General features: G+C 61.0%; 27 protein-coding genes. 12 read left to right on the top strand and 15 right to left on the bottom strand.

The features are described from left to right. Nucleotides 1-63: 63 nt before the first annotated feature. Both AC1D35_RS08110 and AC1D35_RS08105 read right to left on the bottom strand, forming a co-directional pair. Nucleotides 64-762 carry a DsbA family protein gene (locus AC1D35_RS08110; RefSeq protein ID WP_113297256.1) on the bottom strand — a complete coding sequence of 233 codons (699 nt, stop codon included), beginning with the start codon at nt 760-762 and terminating at the stop codon, nt 64-66. Between the two features lie 197 nt (nt 763-959). Then, nucleotides 960-1,448, bottom strand: a complete 489-nt coding sequence (locus AC1D35_RS08105; protein ID WP_113309926.1) for a DUF721 domain-containing protein — start codon at nt 1,446-1,448, stop codon at nt 960-962. Nucleotides 1,449-1,545: 97 nt separating this feature from the next. Between AC1D35_RS08105 and mutY the strand changes: the two genes are divergently transcribed. From mutY to AC1D35_RS08090, 3 genes are read left to right on the top strand one after another with little or no spacing between them, the layout of a single operon-like run. Further along, the gene (gene mutY, locus AC1D35_RS08100) at nt 1,546-2,637 is read left to right on the top strand and encodes an A/G-specific adenine glycosylase (RefSeq protein ID WP_477938480.1); all 1,092 of its coding nucleotides are present in this window, start codon (nt 1,546-1,548) and stop codon (nt 2,635-2,637) included. Between the two features lie 2 nt (nt 2,638-2,639). Further along, nucleotides 2,640-3,254 carry an HAD family hydrolase gene (locus tag AC1D35_RS08095; RefSeq protein ID WP_113309891.1) on the top strand — a complete coding sequence of 205 codons (615 nt, stop codon included), beginning with the start codon at nt 2,640-2,642 and terminating at the stop codon, nt 3,252-3,254. Between the two features lie 3 nt (nt 3,255-3,257). Then, nucleotides 3,258-3,623 carry a nuclear transport factor 2 family protein gene (locus AC1D35_RS08090; RefSeq protein WP_113309890.1) on the top strand — a complete coding sequence of 122 codons (366 nt, stop codon included), beginning with the start codon at nt 3,258-3,260 and terminating at the stop codon, nt 3,621-3,623. A 122-nt stretch (nt 3,624-3,745) separates the two neighbouring features. On the opposite strand, the gene AC1D35_RS08085 is transcribed toward AC1D35_RS08090, so the two are convergent. From AC1D35_RS08085 to AC1D35_RS08075, 3 genes are all read right to left on the bottom strand, one after another. Further along, the gene (locus AC1D35_RS08085) at nt 3,746-4,876 is read right to left on the bottom strand and encodes a site-specific DNA-methyltransferase (RefSeq protein ID WP_113309889.1); all 1,131 of its coding nucleotides are present in this window, start codon (nt 4,874-4,876) and stop codon (nt 3,746-3,748) included. 149 nt (nt 4,877-5,025) lie between these two features. Then, on the bottom strand, nt 5,026-5,385 hold the full coding sequence (locus AC1D35_RS08080) for an antibiotic biosynthesis monooxygenase family protein (RefSeq protein ID WP_113309888.1): 360 nt from the start codon (nt 5,383-5,385) through the stop codon (nt 5,026-5,028). Then, entirely contained in the window at nt 5,382-5,711 is a 330-nt protein-coding gene (locus AC1D35_RS08075) for an NIPSNAP family protein (protein ID WP_113309887.1), read from the bottom strand. The genes AC1D35_RS08080 and AC1D35_RS08075 overlap by 4 nt, the downstream gene beginning before the upstream one ends. Nucleotides 5,712-5,783: 72 nt before the next feature. On the opposite strand from AC1D35_RS08075, the gene AC1D35_RS08070 reads away from it, so the two are divergent. Continuing rightward, a complete protein-coding gene (locus AC1D35_RS08070) occupies nt 5,784-6,470 on the top strand; it encodes an ArsR/SmtB family transcription factor (RefSeq protein ID WP_113297172.1) in 687 nt (228 codons plus the stop codon). Here the strand turns inward: AC1D35_RS08070 and AC1D35_RS08065 are convergent. The 3 genes from AC1D35_RS08065 to AC1D35_RS08055 all read right to left on the bottom strand — a co-directional run bounded on the left by AC1D35_RS08065 (nt 6,467) and on the right by AC1D35_RS08055 (nt 8,340). Further along, nucleotides 6,467-6,892, bottom strand: a complete 426-nt coding sequence (locus AC1D35_RS08065) for a DUF1284 domain-containing protein (protein ID WP_113309886.1) — start codon at nt 6,890-6,892, stop codon at nt 6,467-6,469. The genes AC1D35_RS08070 and AC1D35_RS08065 overlap by 4 nt on opposite strands. Next, the gene (locus AC1D35_RS08060) at nt 6,889-7,479 is read right to left on the bottom strand and encodes a biotin transporter BioY (RefSeq protein ID WP_113297174.1); all 591 of its coding nucleotides are present in this window, start codon (nt 7,477-7,479) and stop codon (nt 6,889-6,891) included. The genes AC1D35_RS08065 and AC1D35_RS08060 overlap by 4 nt, the downstream gene beginning before the upstream one ends. Before the next feature lie 192 nt (nt 7,480-7,671). Then, a complete protein-coding gene (locus tag AC1D35_RS08055; protein WP_477938510.1) occupies nt 7,672-8,340 on the bottom strand; it encodes a GntR family transcriptional regulator in 669 nt (222 codons plus the stop codon). 160 nt (nt 8,341-8,500) lie between these two features. Between AC1D35_RS08055 and AC1D35_RS08050 the strand changes: the two genes are divergently transcribed. After that, nucleotides 8,501-9,190 carry an HAD-IA family hydrolase gene (locus AC1D35_RS08050; RefSeq protein ID WP_113297176.1) on the top strand — a complete coding sequence of 230 codons (690 nt, stop codon included), beginning with the start codon at nt 8,501-8,503 and terminating at the stop codon, nt 9,188-9,190. A 141-nt stretch (nt 9,191-9,331) separates the two neighbouring features. After that, nucleotides 9,332-9,874 (top strand): hypothetical protein, encoded by a 543-nt coding sequence (locus AC1D35_RS08045; RefSeq protein WP_113309884.1) that lies wholly within the window; start codon nt 9,332-9,334, stop codon nt 9,872-9,874. A 6-nt stretch (nt 9,875-9,880) separates the two neighbouring features. Here AC1D35_RS08045 and AC1D35_RS08040 read toward each other — a convergent pair whose 3' ends face one another. After that, the gene (locus tag AC1D35_RS08040; protein ID WP_477833601.1) at nt 9,881-10,570 is read right to left on the bottom strand and encodes a hypothetical protein; all 690 of its coding nucleotides are present in this window, start codon (nt 10,568-10,570) and stop codon (nt 9,881-9,883) included. A 271-nt stretch (nt 10,571-10,841) separates the two neighbouring features. Between AC1D35_RS08040 and thrC the strand changes: the two genes are divergently transcribed. From thrC to AC1D35_RS08010, 6 genes are all read left to right on the top strand, one after another. Then, nucleotides 10,842-12,242, top strand: a complete 1,401-nt coding sequence (gene thrC / locus AC1D35_RS08035; protein WP_477938479.1) for a threonine synthase — start codon at nt 10,842-10,844, stop codon at nt 12,240-12,242. 27 nt (nt 12,243-12,269) lie between these two features. After that, on the top strand, nt 12,270-13,568 hold the full coding sequence (locus AC1D35_RS08030) for a M16 family metallopeptidase (protein ID WP_113297180.1): 1,299 nt from the start codon (nt 12,270-12,272) through the stop codon (nt 13,566-13,568). 30 nt (nt 13,569-13,598) lie between these two features. Further along, nucleotides 13,599-14,213, top strand: coding sequence for a GNAT family N-acetyltransferase (locus AC1D35_RS08025; protein ID WP_113309882.1), 615 nt, complete (start codon nt 13,599-13,601; stop codon nt 14,211-14,213). Next, complete coding sequence (locus AC1D35_RS08020; RefSeq protein ID WP_477938478.1) at nt 14,210-17,122, top strand: EAL domain-containing protein; 2,913 nt, start codon at nt 14,210-14,212, stop codon at nt 17,120-17,122. The genes AC1D35_RS08025 and AC1D35_RS08020 overlap by 4 nt, the downstream gene beginning before the upstream one ends. 135 nt (nt 17,123-17,257) lie before the next feature. After that, nucleotides 17,258-17,683, top strand: coding sequence for a hypothetical protein (locus AC1D35_RS08015; protein WP_113297183.1), 426 nt, complete (start codon nt 17,258-17,260; stop codon nt 17,681-17,683). A 103-nt stretch (nt 17,684-17,786) separates the two neighbouring features. After that, entirely contained in the window at nt 17,787-18,095 is a 309-nt protein-coding gene (locus AC1D35_RS08010) for a Dabb family protein (RefSeq protein ID WP_113297184.1), read from the top strand. A 66-nt stretch (nt 18,096-18,161) separates the two neighbouring features. Here the strand turns inward: AC1D35_RS08010 and AC1D35_RS08005 are convergent, their stop codons facing one another. From AC1D35_RS08005 to AC1D35_RS07980, 6 genes are all read right to left on the bottom strand, one after another. Next, complete coding sequence (locus AC1D35_RS08005; RefSeq protein WP_113309880.1) at nt 18,162-19,061, bottom strand: metal ABC transporter substrate-binding protein; 900 nt, start codon at nt 19,059-19,061, stop codon at nt 18,162-18,164. Between the two features lie 15 nt (nt 19,062-19,076). After that, complete coding sequence (locus AC1D35_RS08000) at nt 19,077-19,949, bottom strand: metal ABC transporter permease (protein ID WP_113309879.1); 873 nt, start codon at nt 19,947-19,949, stop codon at nt 19,077-19,079. After that, entirely contained in the window at nt 19,946-20,686 is a 741-nt protein-coding gene (locus AC1D35_RS07995) for an ABC transporter ATP-binding protein (RefSeq protein WP_113309878.1), read from the bottom strand. The genes AC1D35_RS08000 and AC1D35_RS07995 overlap by 4 nt, the downstream gene beginning before the upstream one ends. Further along, nucleotides 20,683-20,811 (bottom strand): hypothetical protein, encoded by a 129-nt coding sequence (locus AC1D35_RS07990; RefSeq protein WP_477853965.1) that lies wholly within the window; start codon nt 20,809-20,811, stop codon nt 20,683-20,685. Before AC1D35_RS07990 ends, AC1D35_RS07995 begins: the two co-directional genes overlap by 4 nt. Nucleotides 20,812-20,987: 176 nt before the next feature. After that, nucleotides 20,988-21,473 carry a peroxiredoxin gene (locus AC1D35_RS07985; RefSeq protein WP_113309877.1) on the bottom strand — a complete coding sequence of 162 codons (486 nt, stop codon included), beginning with the start codon at nt 21,471-21,473 and terminating at the stop codon, nt 20,988-20,990. A 69-nt stretch (nt 21,474-21,542) separates the two neighbouring features. Then, entirely contained in the window at nt 21,543-22,382 is an 840-nt protein-coding gene (locus tag AC1D35_RS07980; protein ID WP_113309876.1) for a protein-disulfide reductase DsbD domain-containing protein, read from the bottom strand. Nucleotides 22,383-22,454 lie beyond the last annotated feature (72 nt).

The following is a 22,454-nucleotide window of genomic DNA, read 5'->3' as shown; positions in this document are numbered from 1 at the left end:
TCATCAGACGAAAAAGCGGGCGCACGGCTTTCGCCGTCGCCCGCCTTCGCAAAACGGTACGGATCAGAGGAGGCTGTCGATGAGGGCCGACAAGGTGTCAACCGGCATGTCTCCAGAGTAGCGCTTGCCATTGATGAGGAACGTCGGCGTGGCATTGACGCCGAAGTCCTTGGAACCGCGTTCCCGCGTGGCGTTCACTTCATCCAGCAGTTTCTGGTTCGTCAAGCACTTCGTGAAGCTATCCTCAGTAAATCCGGCAAGCTTCGACATTTGCAGCAATGCGCCGCGGCCGTCATCGGCGGCAGCCCAGACCTGTTGCTGCTTGAAAAGCATGGCGACCATCGGGAAATACTGCTCCGGCGTTGCGAGCTCTTCAGGCTTCTGCGGGTTGCAGCGAGCGAGCATGAAGGCGGCAGCAGCGCGCGGATCGAAGGGGAATTCGCGCAGGACGAACTCCACCTTGCCGGTGTCGACGTATTTCTGCTTGATGGTATCGAAGGTGGTGTTGTGGAAGTGGGCGCAGTGCGGGCAGGTCATCGACATATATTCGACGATCTTGACCGGGGCATCGGTCTTGCCGAGCGCCATTTCCGGCAGCGTTCCCGGGGTCATGACCTTGGCCATGTCCACATCGCCATCCGGCTTCGGGATTTCTGGGGCTGCCTGCGCCTGCGCCGTACCGTATACCGCCATGGATGCGGTTGCGGCGGCGACACCGCCCAGAAGCTGGCGTTTCGTCAGTTGCATTTCAGAGATGCGCATGGTTTCCCCATAAACAAGTGTGGCAGCTGCTTGTGCGATATAACGGCCAGAAGCCGCGAACAAGGCACGCTTCGCCAACTTTCTTCAAAGAATTGTGACCTGCGAAAGACGAACAGTCAAAAGGGTGCAAGATTTCGCGTTATCGGTACACATCGCAGCGATTGCCGACGCGCAGGATCAGATTCCTGGCACGAAACCTATTTGCCGCGCTTGCCCAATACCGCCGTACCGAGGCGGGCGATCGCCTGGCGCAGTTTGTCGTCCTCTATGCCCTGCATCATGCCTTCCAGCTTGCGGGCGGCTTCGCCCTTCAGCGGCGGGGGTGGGCGAGAGCGTTTGACCTGCTGGTAGACCGGCTTCTGGACGATGCGGATCTGCTGGACGGCGGCGAAGCCGAAGAAGCTATTGATGCGCTGGATGAGTTCGCCTTGCGCGTGGGTGAGGAAAAGGGCGCGCGCGCCTTCGCAGGCAACGGTCAGCACACCGGGTCGGAAGCTGCCGTCATCACCGCCGCGCGCCCAGGCGATCTTTTCCGGCCGGGTACAATCGGCGAAATCCTCGCCGGCGATTTCGTCCCATGAGCCGAGAAGCGCGCTGTTGATGCCGGCACGACGAGCGAGAACGGGATCGATGATGCCGTTCGTCAGCTCGGAAATCTGCTTTTCACCTTTGCGTGGATAACTCATCGAAACCTTGGTAAATGGCGGCCATTCGAGGCTACCGGCTTGATCGCGCCGCACTGCTTCGCCAAGTATAGAGCACTTCCCCCGATCGCGGCAAATAATGACGATACATACACTGGACGCGCCGACCGCCTCCTCTCTCMTCGAATGGTATGACCGCCATCATCGCGACCTGCCGTGGCGGGTTTCGCCGCCCATGGCCAAACGCGGCATCAAGGCGAATCCCTATCGCGTCTGGCTGTCCGAAGTGATGCTGCAGCAGACGACAGTGCAGGCGGTAAAGCCCTACTTTGCCAATTTCCTGATGAAGTGGCCGACAGTGACCGATCTCGCAAAAGCGCCTGGTGAAGAGGTGATGGCCGCCTGGGCGGGGCTTGGCTACTACGCGCGGGCGCGCAATCTGAAGAAATGCGCCGAGGCCGTTGTGAGCCAGCATGGCGGCATCTTTCCTGATACCGAAGAGGGGCTGAAAGCCCTGCCCGGCATCGGCGATTATACCGCGGCGGCGGTCGCGGCAATCGCCTTCAACCGGCAGGCGGCCGTGATGGACGGCAATGTGGAACGGGTGATCTCACGGCTCTATGCCATCGCCACACCGCTTCCGGCAGGCAAGCCGCTGATGCGTCAGAAGGTGGCGCTGCTGACGCCGGCCGATCGGCCTGGCGATTTCGCCCAGGCGATGATGGATCTCGGCGCGACGATCTGCACGCCGAAGCGCCCGGCCTGCTCGCTCTGTCCCTTCAACGGATCGTGCGAGGCTCTGCGGCTGCATGATCCCGAGCAGTTTCCGGTCAAGGCCGCCAAAAAGGAAAAACCGGTCCGACGCGGTGCGGCCTTCGTCGCAGTCACTTCCGATGGTGATATCCTGCTGCGACGGCGCATCGAAAGCGGCCTGCTGGGCGGCATGACGGAAATTCCGACGACGGCGTGGACTGCGCGGCAGGACGGAGAGACGTCAACGGAAGCGGCTCCTTTCAATGCTGACTGGCAAAGTTCGGGCACCGTGACGCACGTCTTCACCCATTTCGAACTCAGGCTTTCGATCTTCCGCGCGGCGATTGCCGACCGCGTTCAAATCAATGACGGATGGTGGGAGCCGGTTACAAATCTTGAAGCTCAGGCGCTCCCGACTATCATGAAAAAAGCGATCGCAGCGGCTATTCCTCTCGCGTTCAAAACAGCCAAGGGATGATTATGGCAAACGACATCAAGCATATCGTTTTCGATATCGGCAAAGTTCTTATTCATTACGATCCGCTTCTTCCCTTCAGCCGCCTCATTCCCGATGAGGCCGAGCGCAACTGGTTTTTTGCCAATGTCTGCACCCACGACTGGAACGTCGAGCAGGACCGCGGCCGCACCTGGGCGGATGCCGAAGCATTGCTGATCGAGCAGCATCCGACCCGCGAAGAGCATATCCGCGGCTTCCGCAAGCATTGGCACGAGATGGTGCCGCATGCCTATGAAGACAGCGTCGCGATCATGGAAGGCTTCATCGATGAAGGCCGGGACGTGACGATGCTCACGAACTTCGCCTCTGATACGTTCCGCGAGGCGCAGGAGCGCTTCGCCTTCCTTAGGAAACCCCGTGGCGTGACCGTTTCCGGGGATGTCGGCCTCATCAAGCCGGATATCGCGATCTACGAAACGCATGTGAAGAGCTTCGGCCTCGATCCGGCCGCGACGATCTTCATCGATGATGCACCTGCCAATATCGAAGGTGCCAAGGCTGCCGGCTGGAATGCCGTGCTCTTTAGCGGCGCCGACAAATTGCGCGCCGATCTCGCCACCTACGGACTGAAGGCATGAGCCATGAGCTTCGACCCCGCAACGGCCATCGACCGCTTCCACGCCGCGATCAACGATCTCGATTTTCCTGAAATCGAAAACTGGTTCGCCGAGGATGCGACCTATGTCTCCAACGGCGTCGGCAGCCTTGCCGGCCGGGCCGAGATCATGGCCGCATTCCGCCGCTACTTCGATGATTATCCGGATCAGACAGCCGAAAATTCGCTGGTCGAGAGGCTGACGCCGCTCTCCGGCCGTGCCGTGTGGTCCGTCCGGGCGACGCACAGCCAGACCGGAAAGCCGCTGATCCGCGAGGGCGAGGAAACAATCACCTTCAACGAAGACGGCAAGGTCACGCGGGTCGATGTGACTGACTATCAGGAGTTCTGAAGAAGAGTTCCAGTTCTGAAACAAGAAGCCCGGGGTCCTTCGACTCCGGGCTTCTTTTTCTTCTTCCGTAACTGGAGGTACAAACCGGAAGAAGGGTTAGTATCAACCTTGCAAGGTGCTGCTCAGCCCACCTTTGCGAGATCACTGCGGATGACGGACCGCAATTCGTCGATCGGGCGCAGGGATTGCCCGTCGTCGAAGTGCCAGAAGGTCCATCCGTTGCATGCATCAAGGCCCTGCACTTTCGCGCCGAGGCGATGAATGGAGCCGGCTTCGCCGCCCGAGGCGACAGTGCCATCGGCGCGCACCACAGCACTGTAGCGCCGCTTGGCATCCGTCAGCACTTGGCCGGGCTTGATGAGGCCGCTTTCGACCAGCACGTTGAAGGCGACGCGGGCTTCGGCCTTCTTGCCGGTCATGACAGTCAGTTCCGCCTTGCCGAGCGGCTCGACGGCGGCGATGCGGGCAGAGGCCGCATCGATATAGTCCTGCTCGCGCTCGATGCCGACGAAGTGCCGGCCAAGGCGCTTGGCGACGGCGCCGGTCGTTCCCGAACCAAAGAAGGGATCGAGGATGATATCGCCGGGCTTGGAGGAAGCCATGATGACGCGGGCAAGCAGCGCTTCCGGCTTCTGGGTCGGATGGGCCTTCTTGCCATCCTCGCCCTTCAGGCGCTCGTTGCCACTGCAGATCGGGAACAGCCAGTCGGAGCGCATCTGCACGTCGTCATTGGCGGCCTTCATGGCATCGTAGTTGAAGGTGTATCCCTTGGCCTTGGCGTTCGGGCTTGCCCAGATCATCGTCTCATGGGCGTTCTGGAAACGGCGGCCCTTGAAATTCGGCATCGGGTTGGTCTTGCGCCAGACGATGTCGTTCAAGATCCAGAAGTTCAGATCCTGCAGCGTGGCACCGACGCGGAAGATGTTGTGATAGGAGCCGATGACCCAGATCGTGCCCGTCGGCTTCAGCACGCGGCGGCAGGCAAGGAGCCAGGCGCGGGTGAAAGCGTCATAGGCCTCGAAGGAGGCGAACTGGTCCCACTCGTCATCGACGGCGTCGACCAACGACTGGTCCGGCCGGTGCAGCGTGCCGCCGAGCTGGAGATTGTAGGGCGGATCGGCAAAGATGACGTCAACGGACTGGCTCGGAAGAGCCTCAAGGGCTGCAACGCAATCACCCTTGATGATCGTGTCGACCCAAGAGCCCGGCTTGACGGAAGTCTTGAGGTCGGCAAGCGGATAAACAGACGCCATGTAGATACTCACCCATACGCTTTACGCTTAACTGTCCGTTATGGTTACGCAAGTTGGTTACCAAAGCCTGAAGCGGTGGCCGATTTCGGGAAAATATTCCGCTTGGCGTATCAATGAGAGGCGGACGCATGACCGCGCCCACCCCAATTTCACTCCGCCGCATGGGGCATGTGGACCTGCCTGCTATCATCGGGGGCCTCGGCACGCTCGACCATGCCATAGTCCCTGACAACATGGCCGATGCGCAGGCGATAATCGGCGAAAATGCCGCCGCGGCCAGCCTTTTGCGCTGCCCGATGGGCTTCTAGGTTGCGCCACTCGCGCACCGCCTCTTCGTCTCGGAAGAAGGAGAGCGAGAGGATCTTGCCACGCATCGTCAGGCTCTCGAAACGCTCTATGGAAATGAAGCCATCGATCTTTTCAAGCTCGGATCTGAGTTCGCCGGCAAGGTCCAGATATCTGTGGCGCTCACCGACATAGGTGATGACTTCGAAGATGACGGCGATCATGCCAGCACCAGGCTGGCATGCGGGGCCGAGACATTCTTCAGGAAGATGCGGTCCTCTTTCAGAATGAAGCGCTCGCGACGGGCGAATTCGTAGTTCTCCCGGCCGAGCGGATCGGCGGCAAGCCGTGCGCGATAGGCCTCGTAGGCTGCCAGATTTTCAATGTTGTAGACGCCATAGGCGGTCGTCGCCGAACCCTCATGCGGGCCGAAATAGCCGACCAGGTCCGCACCGTTTCGCGGGATCGCCTGGCCCCAATTGCGGGCATATTCGGCAAAGGCGTCTTTTCTGAAGGGATCGATCTCGTAGCGGATGAAGCAGGTGATCATCGGTTTTCTCCTCTCGTGTGAGAGGCGTTTTCGCACATTGCGGTACGGAGATGCTTCGGTTACGATCGAAGTATGAAGGAAGGACCTGACATTGCGCAGATCGGTGCGCTCATCGGTGATCCGGCCCGCGCCAACATGCTGGCGGCCCTGACCGGTGGCCGCGCGCTGACCGCAACAGAGCTTGCGGCCGCCGGCGGCATCACGCTGCAGACGGCAAGCTCACATCTCTCGAAGCTCGAATCCGGCGGTCTGCTTGCCCAGCGCAAGCAGGGACGCCACCGCTATTTCACCCTTGCCGACGAGGCGGTGGCCCGGCTGATCGAAAGCATGATGGGCCTTGCCGCTAGCCGAGGGCATCTGCGCCACCAGCCCGGCCCGAAGGACCCGGCGTTGCGCAAGGCGCGCATCTGCTACGACCACCTCGCCGGCGATTTTGGCGTGCGCATGCTGGACAGCCTGGTTGCGACGGGATCGATCGATGCCATCGGCGACGGGCTCGCAGTGACGGCCAAGGGCGAGAGCGATCTGCAATGTATCGGCATCGATGTCGGCAGCCTCAAATCCTCGCGCCGGCCGCTCTGCCGCTCCTGCCTCGACTGGAGCGAACGCCGCGCCCACCTCGCCGGCAGCCTCGGCAAGGCATTGCTCGCGAATTTCATGGAAAAGGGCTGGGCACGGCGAATGCCGGAAAGCCGGTCGGTGATGTTCTCCACCGAAGGCGAGCGGCAGTTTCTGAAATTGTTTCCGCTGGAAACCTAGCAAGGCGCTACCAGCACATTCCGGAAATGACCATGTGCGACCGTGCTGCAGAGTTCGCTCCATTCGCAATCCTCGCAGGCATTGCGGATGGTATCGGCAGCGAAACCGCGGCGTAGTCTTTTCAGCAGGGCCTTATCGGGAATGAGGCGAGCGCCCTCATCTACCCGCATGCCCAACAGCCTGCCCACAGCTTCGGCGGCAGCTTCGTCCCTGGTCTTCGGACCGGGCAGCAAGCAATGCGCCGAAGCCCCGGACAACAAGGGAGCACAGATATCATCGGGGCCGGAGACGATTTCGATCTCCTCTCCGGCCGAGAGACGCTCTGCGATGCGGCGGTAGTTGGCGGTGAAGGCCGGAGTGTAGCCTTCACCGACAAATGTCAGCATGCAGAGCAGATGATGGGCGCGCAGCCTGACGGTCAATGCAGCTCTGCCCGGCCGCCATAAATGCGGATGCCCTTGAGCACCGCCGCAGCAAGTGCAGACTTCAGCACGCCGCCGAGGATGAAGGGCGCGACGCCGAGCAGCCAGCCTTTTTCGGCACCGATCAGCGAACCGAGATAGAGGCCACCGAGCGCAAGGCAGAAGATGTTTGCGGCAAAGTGGGCGGTGAAGCTTCTGATAATCTTGTCGCCCGTCCAGCCGCGTTCGGCGAGCCAGCCGACCATCAGCGCCATCAGCGGAAAGGCAACGAGATAACCGGCCGTCGGGCCGGCAAAGGGCGCAAGGCCGCCTGAGCCGTTTGCGAGTACCGGTGCGCCAAGCATGGCTTCGCCGAGCCAAGCGAGAACGGTAAGCGTGCCGAGGCGCCAGCCATAGAGCGCGCCGATCATGGTGACGGCGAATGTCTGCATGGTGATCGGCACCGGCACCATCGGCACCGCTATCTGCGAGGCAAGCGCCAACACCAGCGTGCCGGCCAGAACGAAGAGATATTTGACCGCTAGCGACCGTGCGGAGAGGCGCAGCGGATCGAATGCCAGGTGACGGGGCTGGTCAGAGACGGACATGAAATTCTCCTTTTCAAAATTATAGATAATTTTTGATTCTCATCTATTTGATGGCGGAGATTTTTGCGCGACGCAAGAGAGGATGCATGGAATTTGAATGCAATCGGATTATAAGCAACATAAATACACGCCGAAATTCCTGAAAATCAGGACATTTCACGCCTTCTGAAATTATCTATAATTTCTTGAAATTCAGCCGACTATGGCAAAAGCTTCCCGCTCACCGGCCTTTTGGGCGGGCTGCGGAGCACGTCCGATCCACTGCACATGCTTCTGGAGAATGGCAGCGGCCTCCTCCGCCTTGCCCTGGCGAAGTGCCGCAAGAATGGCGCGGTGGTCATGATCGGTGCGTTTTTCCCAGCCCGAACGCCAGGCGGAGAAGAGGAAGCGGGCGCTTGCCGCATGCAGGTCGTCGATCGCGGCGAGCAGGCGCGGCATGGCGCAAGGGGTGAGGATGAGGCGATGGAAGCGGCGGTTCGCCTCTTCCCAGGCATGGACATCGGCGGCGGCATCGCCCTCGCGTGTCGCCTCTTCCGCGGCATCGAGGATGGCGGGCGTCAGATGGCGGACGGCATGCTTCAGGGCGAGCACTTCGAGGGCAGCGCGCATTTCCRCCACTTCGCGTACCTCTGCGAGATCGAAGGAGGCGACGCGCACGCCACGGCGCGGCTCACTGATCGCCAGCCCTTGCGCTTCGAGCCGGCGAAACGCCTCGCGCACCGGCACATGGCTGGTCTCGAATTCCTCGGCAATATGGTCCTGCCGGAGACGGGCGCCGGGCGCGAGTTCACCATGCACGATGCGCTCTGCAAGCACGCGGGCAATACGCGCGGCGATGGTGTCTTCGGGTTCCCTGCTCATTGTCATCAAGTAACGAGCCCTGCAGGGCTTGTCGAGGTGGCACGAAAGCCATTCCCCGCAAAGCTGCCCGCACCGCGCATTCCAGCCATGCCCCGCTACCGGTTGAGCTTTCGGCGGCCATCGTGTAAAGCCGCCTTATCCCCGAATAAGGTATGAGTATATGGACGGCTTCGACCTCATCATCTTCGACTGCGACGGCGTTCTGGTCGATTCCGAAATCATTGCAGCGGATGTTGAATCCAAGCTGCTGACGGAAGCAGGCTATCCGATCAGCGTCGAGGAAATGAACGAGCGCTTTGCAGGTCTCACCTGGCAAGACATCCTCTTCCAGATCGAACGGGAAGCCAGCATTCCGATCTCGGCATCCTTGCTCGACAAGTCGCAAAAGCTTCTGGACATCCGGCTTGAGCAGGAAGTCCAGGCCATTCCCGGCGTCGAATTCGCCGTCAGCCGCTTGTCGATGCAGCGCTGCATCTGCTCGAACTCCTCAAGCCAGCGGCTCGACATGATGCTGGGCAAGGTCGGCCTGAAGAAGCTCTTTGCGCCGAACATCTTCTCCGCCAAGGATCTCGGCCCCGACCGCGCCAAGCCGAAGCCGGATATCTTCCTGCACGGCGCAAGCCAGATGGGCGTTTCGCCTTCCAAGACAGTCGTCGTCGAAGATTCCACCCACGGCGTTCATGCAGCCCGTGCTGCCGGCATGCGGGTCATCGGCTTTACCGGCGGCTCGCACACCTACCCCTCGCATGCCGACAAGCTGACGGATGCGGGCGCAGAGACTGTCATCTCGCGCATGAACGATTTGCCGGGTGTCGTCGCGGCTCTGGCGGAATGGGAAGGCGTGCTTTAAACGCCTGCAGGGCCTGCGGGCGCTATTTTGTTATGCAACTCTAGAGTTCATGTTATGGTCCCGGTGGATTTTCCGATCCACCGGCTCCGAGGCTGATCGACGCTTTCCGCCGGCTCACCAGTTTAGACGGAGGAGGACGTCATGCCCATCATGGGACAAGGCTGGGAATTGTTCATCAACCGGCAGAGCGAGCAAAACCGCCACGGCAGAACCCGCACAATCGGAACTTACCAGATCCACCACAATGGCAATGCCCGCGATGGCCTCTCCGGAACCTCAGTGGAAACGAAGGGACCGGGTGACAACAGAGTGCGGGGCAACGGCAGGCGAATTGAAGCAGGCCGCTATCCGCTTGCGACGCAAGCAGGCTCCCACTACCTCACGATCGGCTACCTCGTTTCAAACGACCCCGATCAAACGCCGAAGCCGGGCCTCGAACTGCTGAATACCGGAAACCGCACGGAAATCCTGGTGCATCCGGGCCATGGATTTCTGGCGAGTGTCGGCTGTATCAACCTGACGGCCCGGCTTGCAAGCGGCAATACCGACATAAATTTCGTCGACAGTCGTGAAAGGGTGATCGACGCGATCAACGACCTCAAGAATTTCCTCGGCAACGACTTCCCGCATTTTAACGGACAGCCGATCGCGAATGCGTGGGTGGTGATCGACGGAGAGCCCTGAGAGCCGTCAGCTGCTCTTCTTCTTCGCGCCCTTGCCGCCATTCTTGGCCGGCTGATTGTCGAAGCCGACGTTGACGCGGACGAGTGCCCCGGAGCCGACCGGCATCTTGACGCCTTCATGACGGAAGATGACCTGCGTGGCAGATGAGCCCGACGGAATCTCGGTCGGGAAATTGATGACTTCCGATGACAGCACGTCCTGACCGTCCAATACCGAGATGCGGATCGGCAGGGTCACCGGACCCGGCGTACCGCCTGGACCGGCGACGAGGCGAAGCTGGGCCACGACGGTCATGGAAAGCGCTGTGTCGTTCAGCGTGCACTGGCGCGTATAATCACCGAAGGAGGCCTGGAAGACCACCTGTTGCGCGTCGCCTGTCTTTGCTCCCTTCGCATAGGTGCGGAAGATCGCATCCTGATCGCGCAGGAAAATCTGTGGGCATGCGCCCTGCACAACGGGTGCGACCGCGCCCTGTGCGGTAACGCCGGTGCCGATCGGAGCCTGGTTCGACGACGGATTGGTCGGGGCTACGGGCATGATCTGGGCATTGCCGTTCGGCTGTAGCGGAGCGGGGCCGCTGCTGGCAGCAGCAGCTTCAGGTTTGCTGTCGCCACCGAGACCAAGCGAATTGCAGCTGGCAAGAGCAGCAAGGAGCGATGCGGAAACGACGAAACGAGAGACCTTGCCGAGCACGATATTCCATCCCTTGCGAACGCTTTTTTCTAGGTTCCTGTAGGTTCTTGCGACTTTTGCGCAAGGCCTTTCATGACAGTTGGCGATGGTCTATATCAGCGGCGCAAAGAAAAATCGATTGGGTAAGCACCGTTTTGATGCACTTTTCGGCGCCGGATGCGGGCAAGTTCAATGAGATACCTGCGATGGTGCCCCGGCGTGCCGGCAGGTTCCAGGTTTTCGGTGAAGGCAGCATCTCGTTTGCGCACCGAATTTCTCCAGCCATAGATCAAGGATGACGAACGTGGACTATATCTCGACCCGCGGCGAGGCCCCTTCCCTCGGCTTTTGCGACGCCCTTTTGGCAGGGCTGGCGCGCGACGGCGGGCTCTACGTTCCCCGCAAATGGCCGAGCTTTTCCAAAAAGGAAATCCGGGCGCTGCGCGGCAAGAGCTATCAGGAGATCGCCTTCACCATCCTATCGCCCTTCACCAATGGCGAAATTCCCGACGAAACCTTCCGGGCGATGATCGACGAGGCCTACGGTACTTTCCGTCATCCGGCGATCGCGCCGCTGGTGCAGACCGGCCCGAACAGTTTCGTCATGGAGCTCTTCCACGGCACGACGCTCGCCTTCAAGGACGTGGCGATGCAGCTTCTCGCCCGCCTGATGGATTATGCGCTGGAGAAGCGCGGCGAGCGGGCGACGATTGTCGGCGCCACCTCGGGCGATACGGGTGGCGCTGCGATCGACGCCTTTGCCGGCCGTGACCGCACCGACATCTTCATCCTCTTCCCCCATGGCAAGGTCTCGCCGGTACAACAGCGGCAGATGACGACGTCGACGGCCGGCAACGTGTACGCGCTCGCCGTCGAAGGCAATTTCGACGATTGCCAGAACCTCGTCAAAGCCATGTTCAACGACGCGGCCTTCCGCGACAAGGTGAAGCTTTCGGGTGTCAACTCGATCAACTGGGCGCGCATCATGGCGCAGATCGTCTATTACTTCACGACGGCGGTGGCACTGGGCGGACCGGACCGGAAGATCTCCTTCACCGTACCGACAGGCAATTTCGGCGACATCTTCGCCGGCTACTGTGCAAAGCGTATGGGGCTGCCGATCGACAAGCWCGTCATTGCCACCAACGAGAACGATATCCTGGCGCGGACGCTGAAGACCGGCCGTTACGACATGAAGGCGGTGAAGGCGACGACCTCTCCATCAATGGATATCCAGATATCCTCCAACTTCGAGCGACTGCTGTTCGAAGCCTATGACCGCGACGCCTCCAAGGTGCGCGCCGCCATGGAAAGCCTCAAGCAATCCAGTGGGTTCGAGATTTCGCCCGAAGCGCTGAAGTTCATCAGGAAGGATTTCCGCGCCGGCCGCGCGAGCGAACGCCAGGTGGCTGAAACGATCCGCAAGACCTATGCGGACACCGGCTATCTGCTCGATCCGCATTCGGCTATCGGCGTCTTCGTGGCCGCCAAGCGGGAAAAGGCTGATACCCCGATGGTGACGCTTGCGACCGCCCACCCGGCGAAATTCCCGGCGGCCGTAAAATCCGCCTCCGGTATTGACCCGGCGCTTCCGACGTGGCTTGCTGATCTGATGCACAGGGAGGAGCGCTTCCAGATCATCGAGCCCGAGCTCAAAGCGGTTGAAACCTTTATCGGCAAGCATGCCCGCAGCTAGATGACGGCAGGCGCAGAAAGATAGCACATGACAGTTGAGTGCACCCGGCTCAAATCCGGGCTGACAGTAGTCACACAGACCATGCCGCACCTTGAAAGCGCTGCGCTCGGAGTCTGGATCAAATCAGGTTCGCGCAACGAGACGGAAGACGAGCACGGAATTGCCCACCTGCTCGAGCACATGGCCTTCAAAGGAACGGGGCGACGTTCCGCCCGTGAGATCGCCGAGGAAATCGAGGATGTCGGCGGCGAAGTGAACGCCGCAACCTCCACCGAGACGACGTCCTATTATGCTCGCGTATTGAAGGACCACGTGCCGCTCGCCGTCGATATCCTTGCGGATATCCTGACGGAATCCGCCTTCGAGGAAGAAGAGCTGGAGCGCGAAAAGCAGGTTATCCTGCAGGAGATCAACGCGGCCAACGACACGCCCGACGACGTCGTCTTCGACCGCTTCTCCGAGGTGGCCTATCGCGGTCAGACCCTCGGCCGGCCGATCCTCGGCACGCCGGAAACCGTCGTTTCCTTCACGCCGCAACAGATCCGCTCTTATCTCGGCCGCAATTACACGACCGACCGGATGTTCGTGGTGGCGGCGGGCGCCGTCCAGCATGACGAATTCGTCCGCATGGTCGAAGACCGCTTCGCCAGTCTGCCGACCCAGCCCAATGCTCCGCCGGTCATGGAGGCTGCACGCTATATCGGCGGCAATGTGCGCGAGCCGCGCGATCTCATGGATGCGCAGATCCTGCTCGGCTTCGAGGGCAAGGCCTACCATGCCCGCGATTTCTATTGCTCGCAGATCCTCGCCAATATCCTTGGCGGCGGCATGTCCTCCCGCCTGTTCCAGGAAGTGCGCGAGTTCCGCGGCCTCTGTTATTCGGTCTATGCCTTCCATTGGGGCTTTTCCGATACCGGCATCTTCGGCATCCATGCCGCGACCGGCGGCGAAAACCTGCCGGAGCTGGTGCCCGTCATCATCGATGAGCTGCACAAGTCGGCCGACAGCATCGACCAGAAGGAAATCGAGCGAGCCCGTGCGCAGATCCGCGCGCAGCTTCTCATGGGCCAGGAAAGTCCTGCGGCGCGGGCCGGCCAGGTCGCCCGGCAGATGATGCTCTACGGCCGTCCGATCTCCAATCCGGAGATGATGGAACGCCTGGAAGGCATCACCATCGAGCGCCTGACCGATCTTGCCGGTCGCCTCTTCTACGATACCGTCCCGACGCTTTCGGCGATCGGCCCGCTTGAGCAGCTTGCCCCGATGGAAGACATCACCGCCTCGCTTTCGGTTCCGGCACCGAAGACGAAGCTCGCAAGCCGCTGACCGCCACATCCGTTGCGCCGGGGGTTATCGATGCCAAAATCGGTTTTTCGGTTCCTTTCGCGACAGCCCGAAGCGGTCGAACTTGAAAACGATAAATATGTCCTGCGCCTGCCGCGCTACCAGGATTTCAATCAGTGGCACCGGCTTCGCGCCGACAGCCGCCGCTTTCTGGAACCCTGGGAGCCGACATGGCGGCGCGACGAGCTGACCGAAGGCTCTTTTCGCGCCCGGGTGATCCGCGGCAAGCAGGAATATGCCTCGGGACAGGCGATCCCGCTCTTCATCTTCCAGAAGAAGGACATGGCGCTCGTCGGCGGCATCACCATCGGCTATATCCGCCGGGGTGCCGCCCAGAGCTGCATGATCGGCTATTGGATGGGCGAGCGTTATGCCGGCCAGGGCCATATGTTCGCCGCACTTCAACTGGTTATTCCCTATATCTTCGCAGGGCTTGAGTTGCACCGTATCGAAGCAGCCTGTATTCCAGAGAATGCACGGAGCATTCGCCTGCTTGAGAAAGCCGGGTTCCAGCGGGAAGGCTACCTGCGCGGATATTTGAAGATCAACGGTCAGTGGCATGATCACGTGATGTTTTCACGTCTGGCCACCGACGCGGATACAGGCAGGAAACCCAACAGCCGATGAACAAAGACCGCATGCTGCCGACGTCACCGTCCGGACGAATGATCGCGGTGATCGCAGCCCTTCTCCTGTCGGTACTCGCCCTTGCGGCGGGAACCGTGCAGGCGGCCGAACCGGTCAAGATTTCCCGCGACGACACTGCGCTGGACCTGACTGCTACCACCGAAATCTACGCCAATCAGGGCGAAGCTTTCCAGGTTTCGACCGCGGCCGGTGCCGATGGCATCCGCCGGCGCATCGAGGTGCGCTCGAGTTCGGAAAACCATCAGGGCGACTGGGCGGTCTTTGCGCTCGCCAACGTCTCGGAAGAGCAGCTTGAGCGCGTCATCGTCGCGCCGCACTTCCGCCTCGTCAATTCCAAGCTGTTCTGGCCCGACCTCGGTTCGCAACGTATCATCGCGATCACGCCGAGCGAAGGTTTCGCGCTCGACCGCCAGCAGAGCGACGAGGCTGACGTCTTCCGTATCACTCTGAACCCAGGCGCCGTCATCACCTTTGTTGCCGAGCTCGCGACGCCCGATCTGCCGCAGATCTATCTGTGGGAGCCGGACGCCTACAAGGATACGATCAACGCCTTCACGCTCTATCGCGGCATCGTTCTCGGCATTGCCGGCCTGCTCGCCGTCTTCCTGACGATCCTCTTCGTCGTCAAGGGTACCTCGATGCTGCCGGCGACCGCGGCTCTCGCATGGGCGGTGCTCGGTTATATCTGTGTCGACTTCGGCTTTCTCGGAAAGCTGATCAGTGTCGCCTCGGCGGATCAACGAATATGGCGCGCCTGTGCGGAGGTGGCGCTCGCCTCCAGTTTCGTGATCTTCCTGTTCACCTATCTCAATCTCAACCGATGGCATGTGCATCTCGGCTATGCGACGCTTGCCTGGGTGCTGGGTCTCGCCCTGCTGTTCGGCGTTGCGATCTATGATCCATCGATTGCAGCCGGCATCGCACGACTCTCCTTCGCGCTGACGGCGGCGACCGGCCTGCTGCTCATCATCTATCTTGGCTTCAACCGCTATGACCGCGCCATCCTGCTCGTGCCGGCTTGGGCGCTGACGCTCGTCTGGCTTTTCGGCGCGTGGCTGACGGTGACCGGTCGGCTCGACAACGACATCATCCAGCCGGCGCTCGGCGGCGGTCTCGTGCTTATCGTGCTCCTGATCGGCTTTACCGTCATGCAGCACGCCTTTGCTGGCGGCGCATTCCAGCAGGGACTGTTCTCCGATCTGGAGCGCCAGTCGCTGGCGCTGACGGGTTCTGGCGACATGGTCTGGGATTGGGACGTGGCGCGCGACCGCGTGGTGACCATTCCCGACGTTTCCGTGAAGCTCGGACTATCGGCGGGCATGATGCATGGGGCGGCGCGGAACTGGCTGCCGCGGCTGCACCCCGATGATCGCGACCGCTTCCGCGCCACACTGGACGTGCTGCTCGAGCATCGACGCGGGCGGCTGAACCACGAGTTCCGCATCCGCGCCGAAGATGGCCATTTCCACTGGCTGTTGATCCGCGCGCGGCCGGTCCTCGGCTCGAATGGCGAGATCATTCGCTGCGTCGGCACGATCGTCGACGTGACCGAGCAGAAGAATTCCGTCGAGCGGCTGCTGCAAGATGCGTTGCACGACAACCTGACGGGCCTGCCGAACCGGCAGGTCTTCCTCGACCGCCTGCAGTCGGTGCTGACATTGGCGCCGGGCGGCGAAACGCTGCGCCCGACCGTCATGGTGATCGACATCGACCGCTACAAGCTGGTCAACGATTCCCTCGGTGTCGCCGCCGGTGACAATATCCTGATCGCACTCACCCGCCGCCTGCGTCGACTGCTGAAACCGCAGGATACGCTGGCACGCCTTTCCGGCGATCAGTTCGGCCTCATTCTCGTTTCCGAGCACGATCCGGCCAAGGTCGCGGATTTCGCCGATGCGATGAGCAAGGCGATCATGGTGCCGATCAACTTCTCCAACCGGGAGATCATCCTGACGGCCTCCATCGGCCTCACCTCCTGGGTGGACCAGCAGGAGAGCGCGTCGGGCTTGCTCAGTGACGCCGAGCTTGCCATGTACCGCGCCAAACGCGCCGGCGGCAACCGCGTGGAGCCGTTCCAGCCGGCCTTCCGCGATTTCGGCACCGACCGCCTGCAGCTCGAATCGGACCTTCGCCGCGCCATCGAGCGCAAGGAGCTTTCGATGGTCTACCAGCCGATCGCACGGCTGGAGGATGTCGAGATCGCCGGCTTCGAGGCGCTGATGCGCTGGGAACATCCCAAGCGCGGCAATATCCCGCCGTCTGAATTCATTCCGATCGCCGAGGCGTCCGACATCATCGGCGCGCTCGGCATCTTCGCGCTGGAACAGGCGACCAACGACCTGATGGCCTGGCAGAACCAGACCGGCGAACTGCCGATCTTCGTCTCTATCAATCTGTCCAGCGTGCAGCTTCTCAACAACGAACTCTACGACGACRTCCGCTCGGTGCTGGCGAAGACCCAATTTGATCCTTCGCAGCTGAAGCTCGAGCTGACGGAATCCATGGTGATGGAGAATCCGGAACAGGCGCGCCTCGTGCTGCAGAAGCTGAAGGAAGCAGGCCTCGGCCTGGCGCTCGACGACTTCGGCACCGGCCATTCCTCTCTCGCCTACCTTACACGCTTCCCCTTCGACACGATCAAGCTCGACAAGGCGCTGGTGCGCGACAACAGCGACAAGAAGGCGACCATCTTGAAATCGGTGATTTCCATGGCGCGCGAGCTGGACATGAAGGTCGTCGCGGAGGGCATCGAGTCCAACGAGGATGCGATCGAACTGGCCAAGATGGGCTGCAGCTACGGTCAGAGCTATCTCTTCGGCCCGCCGATGCCGTCGGAATCGGTGCTGCGGCTCTTGAGGGAACGGTTTCCGTTAACGAAGCGCGCCTGATCCCGAAGCTTGTTTCATCGGTTTTTTCCGGGGGATTGGCACCTCTCCGCTCGATACTGCTTTCCCTGCTTGCGGCGGCCATTGACCATTGGCCGCCGATATGCGCCTCTGCCTTAGCGCAACAAGGAAAATCCGATGCTGAAGCTTCTGCTCGCCCTCTCGATGGGCGCCTTTTGCGTCTCTCCGGTCTACGCCGCCGAAATTCATCCGCCCTCGCTGAGCTGCCTGGCGACAGCGGCGCCGGCGCGCTGTGAAACCCTGAAAAAGAACTTTCAGGCGGCCTATGCCCTGGCTCATAAGGGAGATCATGGCGCGCAGGTCACCGTGGCCTTCTGCCTCTCTACCGGTTGTCGCGGCGCTGTGATCGTCGACAAAGTGGCCGCTTGCAGCTGGCATATCGTCATCGCCAATTCCGGGGCAGCGACAGTGATTGACGGCTCGAATCTCAAGGATACCTGCCGCCCGATGACGGAAGAGCAGAAAAGCACTGCACGCGCCTTGTCCAACGATCTCGTCCGCAAGATCTATAACCGTCAGGTGGTCGCAGCGGACCAGATGTAGGCGGGGTGGCTTTTGCCAGATCCAGCGACTGCGGGCGCGAAATATCGTTGCCCTCGCCGCTTTCGTCGTTATTCTGCCCGCAAACAAAACCGGGAGCTACCCTATGATCCTGCACTGCGTATTCATGCGGCTGAAGAGCGCTTTTACACCGGATGACAAGCAGGCGCTGTTCGAAGCCATCGTGGCGCTGAAGCAGGTGATTCCGGGAATTCTTGACATTAAACACGGGCCGAATGTTTCACCCGAGGGGCTGCATGGCGGTTTCGTCGACGGTTTTGCGGTGACCTTCGAAAGCCCGGAGGCCCGGGATACCTATCTCGTGCATCCAGAGCATGTGGCCGTCGGCGAGCGCATCGTCTCGTCGACGGACGGAGGCCTGGCCGGCCTCCTGGTTTTCGATCTCGTTATCTGACGAAGCAATTCCAGGAAAAGTGTGTAGCGGTTTTTCCGTCCGGAATTGCGTCATTCCCGACGCAGCTCAGCTCGACTTCGCCATGGCGGTGGAGAGCCGGTCGACATTGTAGCGGAACATCTTTTCGTAGGTCGGCGCCGGGCCTTTGGCGTCCGACAGCGATTCGACGTAAAGCTCCCCGCCCGGCTCGGCACCGGTCGCGGTAGCAACCTGCTTGACGAGCCGCGGATCGTTGGAGTTTTCGAAGAAATAGGTCTTCACGTGTTCCTGCTTGATCTGTTCGATCAGCTTGGCAACGTCGGCCGCCGATGCTTCGCTTTCGGTCGACAGGCCGAGGGGTGCCAGGAAGCTGACATTATATTCCCGGCCGAAATAGCCGAAGGCATCGTGGCTGGTCAGCACCTTGCGGCTGTTCTCGGCGATCTTGTCGAACTTGGAATGTGCATAGGCATCCAGTTCGTCGAGCTTCTTCGTGTACTTTTCAGCATTCGCCTTGAAGGCTGCCGCATCGACCGGATCGGCAGCGGAAAGTGCGTTCTCGATATTGGCGACCCAGACCTTCACATTGACAGGGCTGTTCCAGACATGCGGATCGGTGACGGTCTTTCCATCCTCTTCCATCGTGCGGGTGTCAATGCCCTCTGACACCGTGACCGGATTTCCCTTGTAGCCGGAGGCGGTGATCAGGCGGTCCATCCAGCCTTCCAGCCCCTCGCCGCTGACGAAGGTGACTTTAGCGGCATTCAGCGCCTTGGCATCGGCCGGCGACGGCTCGAATTCATGGGGATCGCCGTTCGGTCCGACGAGGCTCGTGACCTTGACGTGATCGCCGCCGACCTGGCGGACGACATCGGCAAGCACGGTGAAGGAGGCAACGACCTTCAGCGTTTCGGCGGAAGCCGGCACGGCCGAAAGCGTCATCAGCATGGGCAAGGCCGCGGAAAGAAGCAGTCTGCGAGATATCATTGGTGTCTCCTGTGATCAGCCCTTCAGATGCGGGCGGGGGAAGAAACGCCGGGCAAGGCCCGACGGCGCGAAGAAGATGGAGAGGACGTAAAGCAGGGCTGCCGTCATGATGATCGTCGGGCCGGAGGCAAGTTCGAGGTGATATGACGCGACGAGGCCGAGGTAGCCGGAGGCTGCGGCACTCACCGTCGCTGTCGTCATCATGGCCGGCAGGCTGCGGGACCAGAGCTGGGCGATCGCCGCCGGCAGCATCATCAGGCCGACGGCCATTAATGTGCCGAGCGCCTGGAAGCTCGCAACAAGGTTTAACACCACCAACAGCAGGAAAAGAAAATGATAGACCGGCCCGCGCCCGCCGACGGCGCGCAGGAAGCCCGGATCGAAGCATTCCGCGACCAGCGGGCGGTAGATGATCGCAAGCGCCAGCAATGTGACCGACGTGATGGCACCAATCTGTGTCAGCGCCGGCGCGTCAATGGCAAGGATCGTGCCGAAAAGCACGTGCAGCAGATCGATGTTCGAACCGCGCAGCGAGACGATAAGGACACCCAGGGCCAGTGACGCCAGATAGAAGCTTGCGAAACTCGCATCCTCCTGCAGCACGGTCATGCGGCTGACGACGCCTGACAGCAGCGCAACCGAGAGACCCGCCACGAGACCACCAATGCCCATTGCGGTCAGCGACAGCGAGCCGGCAACGAGATAGCCGACCGCAGCACCGGGCAGCACGGCATGGCTCATGGCATCTCCCATCAGGCTCATCCGGCGAAGCATCAGGAAAACACCGATGGGGCCGGAACCGAGACCAAGGCACAGGCAAGCGACGAGCGCGCGGCGCATGAAGCCATAGTCGGCGAATGGGGCGAAGAAGATATCGTAAGCCGTCATGCCGCCGGCTCGCAGGCTTCGGCATCCTCGTCCCAGCGTTCGGCCATGGCGCGGGCCTGCAGAAGATTGGCAGAGGACATGACTTCCTGCGTCGGGCCCCAACCGATCAGCCGGCGGGCAAGCAGCAAGGTTTCCGGGAAATGCGCCCTCACCTGCTCCAAATCATGGAGCACGGCGATTACCGTCCGGCCGTCGCCATGCCAGCGGACCACGATGTCGAGCAGGTCCCTTGTCGTGCGGGCGTCGATGGCGGTGAACGGTTCGTCGAGCAGGATGATGCGGGCATCCTGCAGCAGCAGGCGCGCAAAGAGAACGCGCTGGAACTGGCCGGCCGAAAGCGAGCCGATATGACGCTTCCCGAAGCCTTCCAGCCCGACGGTGGTGAGTGCCTCGCGGGCACGTAGCGTGTCCTGCCTTGCAATGCGGCCAAAGGCGCCCGCCGAGCGCCAGGCTCCGAGCGATACGGTATCCAGAACCGAGATCGGGAAACGCCTGTTGATCTCCGCTGCCTGCGGTAGATAGCCGAAATCGCTGCGTTGCAGCCGGTGCTCCACCCGCCCCTCGGCAGGGCGCAGTTCCCCCATGATCGCCTTGAGCAGCGTGGATTTTCCCGCGCCATTCGGTCCGGCGATTGCCGTCAGGCTGCCGGGCACGAACGTGCCGGAGAGATGATGAACGGCGGCATGACGGTCATAGGAGACGGTGAGGTTGTCGAGGCGGATGTCAGGCGCGTTCATGGCAGGAGAACCGCCCAGTGAATGGCGAGCCAAAGCAGGGCGACGACAGCAATCGCGCCGCTTGCACGCAAAAGTGCCGATTGCCCGAGAAGACTGATGGCGAGACGTTCAGGGGCGGACGACATGATCATTCCTTTTATGTAATAACATTACCGTTATGTTATAACAAATATGGCGAGAATGAGGCAAGCGATTCGATCAATGCCGCGGCCTGCGGTCGAGGGACCAGATACCGATCGTTTGACCAAAACAAAAAAGGGCGCCCGAAGGCGCCCCAGCATTCGATCTGCGGAAATGGACCTCAGAGCTGTTCGAGCATTGCGGCCGCGCCGGAAACCGTTGCCTGACCGGGCGTTTCCTCGACGTTGAGCGACTTTACGACGCCATTCTCAACCAGCATGGAATAACGCTTGGAGCGAACGCCGAGGCCGCCGCCGGAAAGATCGGCGTCGAGACCGACTGCCTTGGTGAAACCGGCATCCCAGTCGGCGAGGAAATGGATCTTGCCGAGACCACCCGACGACTGCGCCCAGGCGCCCATCACATGCCAGTCGTTGACAGCAAGGACGGCGATGTCGTCAACGCCCTTGGCGAGGATGGCATCGCGGTTTTCCAGATAGCCCGGCAGGTGGTTCAGCGAACAGGTGGGCGTGAAGGCGCCCGGAACGGCGAAGAGCACGACGCGCTTGCCGGCAAAAAGCTGCTCGGTCGTGGTTTCGACCGGGCCGTCGGTAATCTTTTCCTTGAAGGTGGCGGCAGGGAGCTTGTCGCCGATCGCGATGGTCATGGATTTTCTCCTCGGTTCTGGCTGGTCGCGGCACGGCCGCGGGGGATCGAGAGGGACTATAAGATGCGGTCAATCAAAGGCAAGCGTGCTTTCCATGGCGCGTGCGCCGTCGATGATAAGCACCCGCCATTGCTTGCCGCTGGTGTCATAGTTCTTCGGCAGCTTGCCGATGGCGATGTCGGTGGAATAGGCCTTGCCGCTGCGCGCAACATTCATCTGCTTGGTGAACGCATAACCGCTCGGTCCGGTAACGACGATGTCGGGCGTGCCGCTTCCCGCCTCCGGCAAAGTGATCTTCAGGGAGAGCTGCTTCAGGTCGGGCGACATAATGTGTGCTACGACCTCGAAATCGGCAGACGGCGCTTCGGGAAGGCGGGCAGCGGCGCTCTGAAGGATCATTTCCTCCTGTGGGCGCGACTGGGCGGCAGCACCGAATTTCAATGAAAGCTGCGCCTGGAAAGGAATGCAGATATCCTTGCAGATGCCGATGAAGGCGGTGGCGTCGAGAACGACCAGACCTGCCTTCGAAGCCGTCAGCGACAAAGGCAGGGTCACCGGCGCCTCATAGCCGATATCCTCGGCCTTGCTGCTGGAGATATATTTCGGAGCGGGATAGGAAATGGCGTCAAGAGTGACGCCGCTTTGCGGTGCGATGGTGACCTGCGGCGGGATGCCGTTGTTGCCCGGTTCACGCCAATAGGTGATCCAGCCGGGCTTCGGCTCGATCTGCAGGCCTGCCTTTATATGGCCGTCAGCGTCCGGCGGCAGCGCCACGAGACGCATGCGGCCACCTTCGTTCTCCGCCCAGTCGCTCATTTCCGCATGCGCCTGACGCAACAATGGAAGCACGGACGCCGCCGAAATGACTGCAATCAACAGGGGCCGCGCGAGCAAAGAAATAACTCTCATGGAACAAGGGTTTATCGAAACTTGCCAATAGCCGCCAGAAGTCCTGCCCATTTAAATCTTCATTTTCAGTTG

It is taken from the genome of Rhizobium sp. P1_E6, assembly GCF_056405875.1.
The sequence above is the reverse complement of the archived record's forward strand: the minus strand, read 5'-3'. Positions and strand labels throughout refer to the sequence as shown.

Coding starts and splice junctions, on each gene's coding strand:
- AC1D35_RS08110 (WP_113297256.1), bottom strand. CDS start 762: ATGCGCATCTCTGAAATGCAACTGACGAAACGCCAGCTTCTGGGCGGT.
- AC1D35_RS08105 (WP_113309926.1), bottom strand. CDS start 1,448: ATGAGTTATCCACGCAAAGGTGAAAAGCAGATTTCCGAGCTGACGAAC.
- AC1D35_RS08095 (WP_113309891.1), top strand. CDS start 2,640: ATGGCAAACGACATCAAGCATATCGTTTTCGATATCGGCAAAGTTCTT.
- AC1D35_RS08090 (WP_113309890.1), top strand. CDS start 3,258: ATGAGCTTCGACCCCGCAACGGCCATCGACCGCTTCCACGCCGCGATC.
- AC1D35_RS08085 (WP_113309889.1), bottom strand. CDS start 4,876: ATGGCGTCTGTTTATCCGCTTGCCGACCTCAAGACTTCCGTCAAGCCG.
- AC1D35_RS08080 (WP_113309888.1), bottom strand. CDS start 5,385: ATGATCGCCGTCATCTTCGAAGTCATCACCTATGTCGGTGAGCGCCAC.
- AC1D35_RS08075 (WP_113309887.1), bottom strand. CDS start 5,711: ATGATCACCTGCTTCATCCGCTACGAGATCGATCCCTTCAGAAAAGAC.
- AC1D35_RS08070 (WP_113297172.1), top strand. CDS start 5,784: ATGAAGGAAGGACCTGACATTGCGCAGATCGGTGCGCTCATCGGTGAT.
- AC1D35_RS08060 (WP_113297174.1), bottom strand. CDS start 7,479: ATGTCCGTCTCTGACCAGCCCCGTCACCTGGCATTCGATCCGCTGCGC.
- AC1D35_RS08050 (WP_113297176.1), top strand. CDS start 8,501: ATGGACGGCTTCGACCTCATCATCTTCGACTGCGACGGCGTTCTGGTC.
- AC1D35_RS08045 (WP_113309884.1), top strand. CDS start 9,332: ATGCCCATCATGGGACAAGGCTGGGAATTGTTCATCAACCGGCAGAGC.
- AC1D35_RS08030 (WP_113297180.1), top strand. CDS start 12,270: ATGACAGTTGAGTGCACCCGGCTCAAATCCGGGCTGACAGTAGTCACA.
- AC1D35_RS08025 (WP_113309882.1), top strand. CDS start 13,599: ATGCCAAAATCGGTTTTTCGGTTCCTTTCGCGACAGCCCGAAGCGGTC.
- AC1D35_RS08015 (WP_113297183.1), top strand. CDS start 17,258: ATGCTGAAGCTTCTGCTCGCCCTCTCGATGGGCGCCTTTTGCGTCTCT.
- AC1D35_RS08010 (WP_113297184.1), top strand. CDS start 17,787: ATGATCCTGCACTGCGTATTCATGCGGCTGAAGAGCGCTTTTACACCG.
- AC1D35_RS08005 (WP_113309880.1), bottom strand. CDS start 19,061: ATGATATCTCGCAGACTGCTTCTTTCCGCGGCCTTGCCCATGCTGATG.
- AC1D35_RS08000 (WP_113309879.1), bottom strand. CDS start 19,949: ATGACGGCTTACGATATCTTCTTCGCCCCATTCGCCGACTATGGCTTC.
- AC1D35_RS07995 (WP_113309878.1), bottom strand. CDS start 20,686: ATGAACGCGCCTGACATCCGCCTCGACAACCTCACCGTCTCCTATGAC.
- AC1D35_RS07990 (WP_477853965.1), bottom strand. CDS start 20,811: ATGTCGTCCGCCCCTGAACGTCTCGCCATCAGTCTTCTCGGGCAATCG.
- AC1D35_RS07985 (WP_113309877.1), bottom strand. CDS start 21,473: ATGACCATCGCGATCGGCGACAAGCTCCCTGCCGCCACCTTCAAGGAA.
- AC1D35_RS07980 (WP_113309876.1), bottom strand. CDS start 22,382: ATGAGAGTTATTTCTTTGCTCGCGCGGCCCCTGTTGATTGCAGTCATT.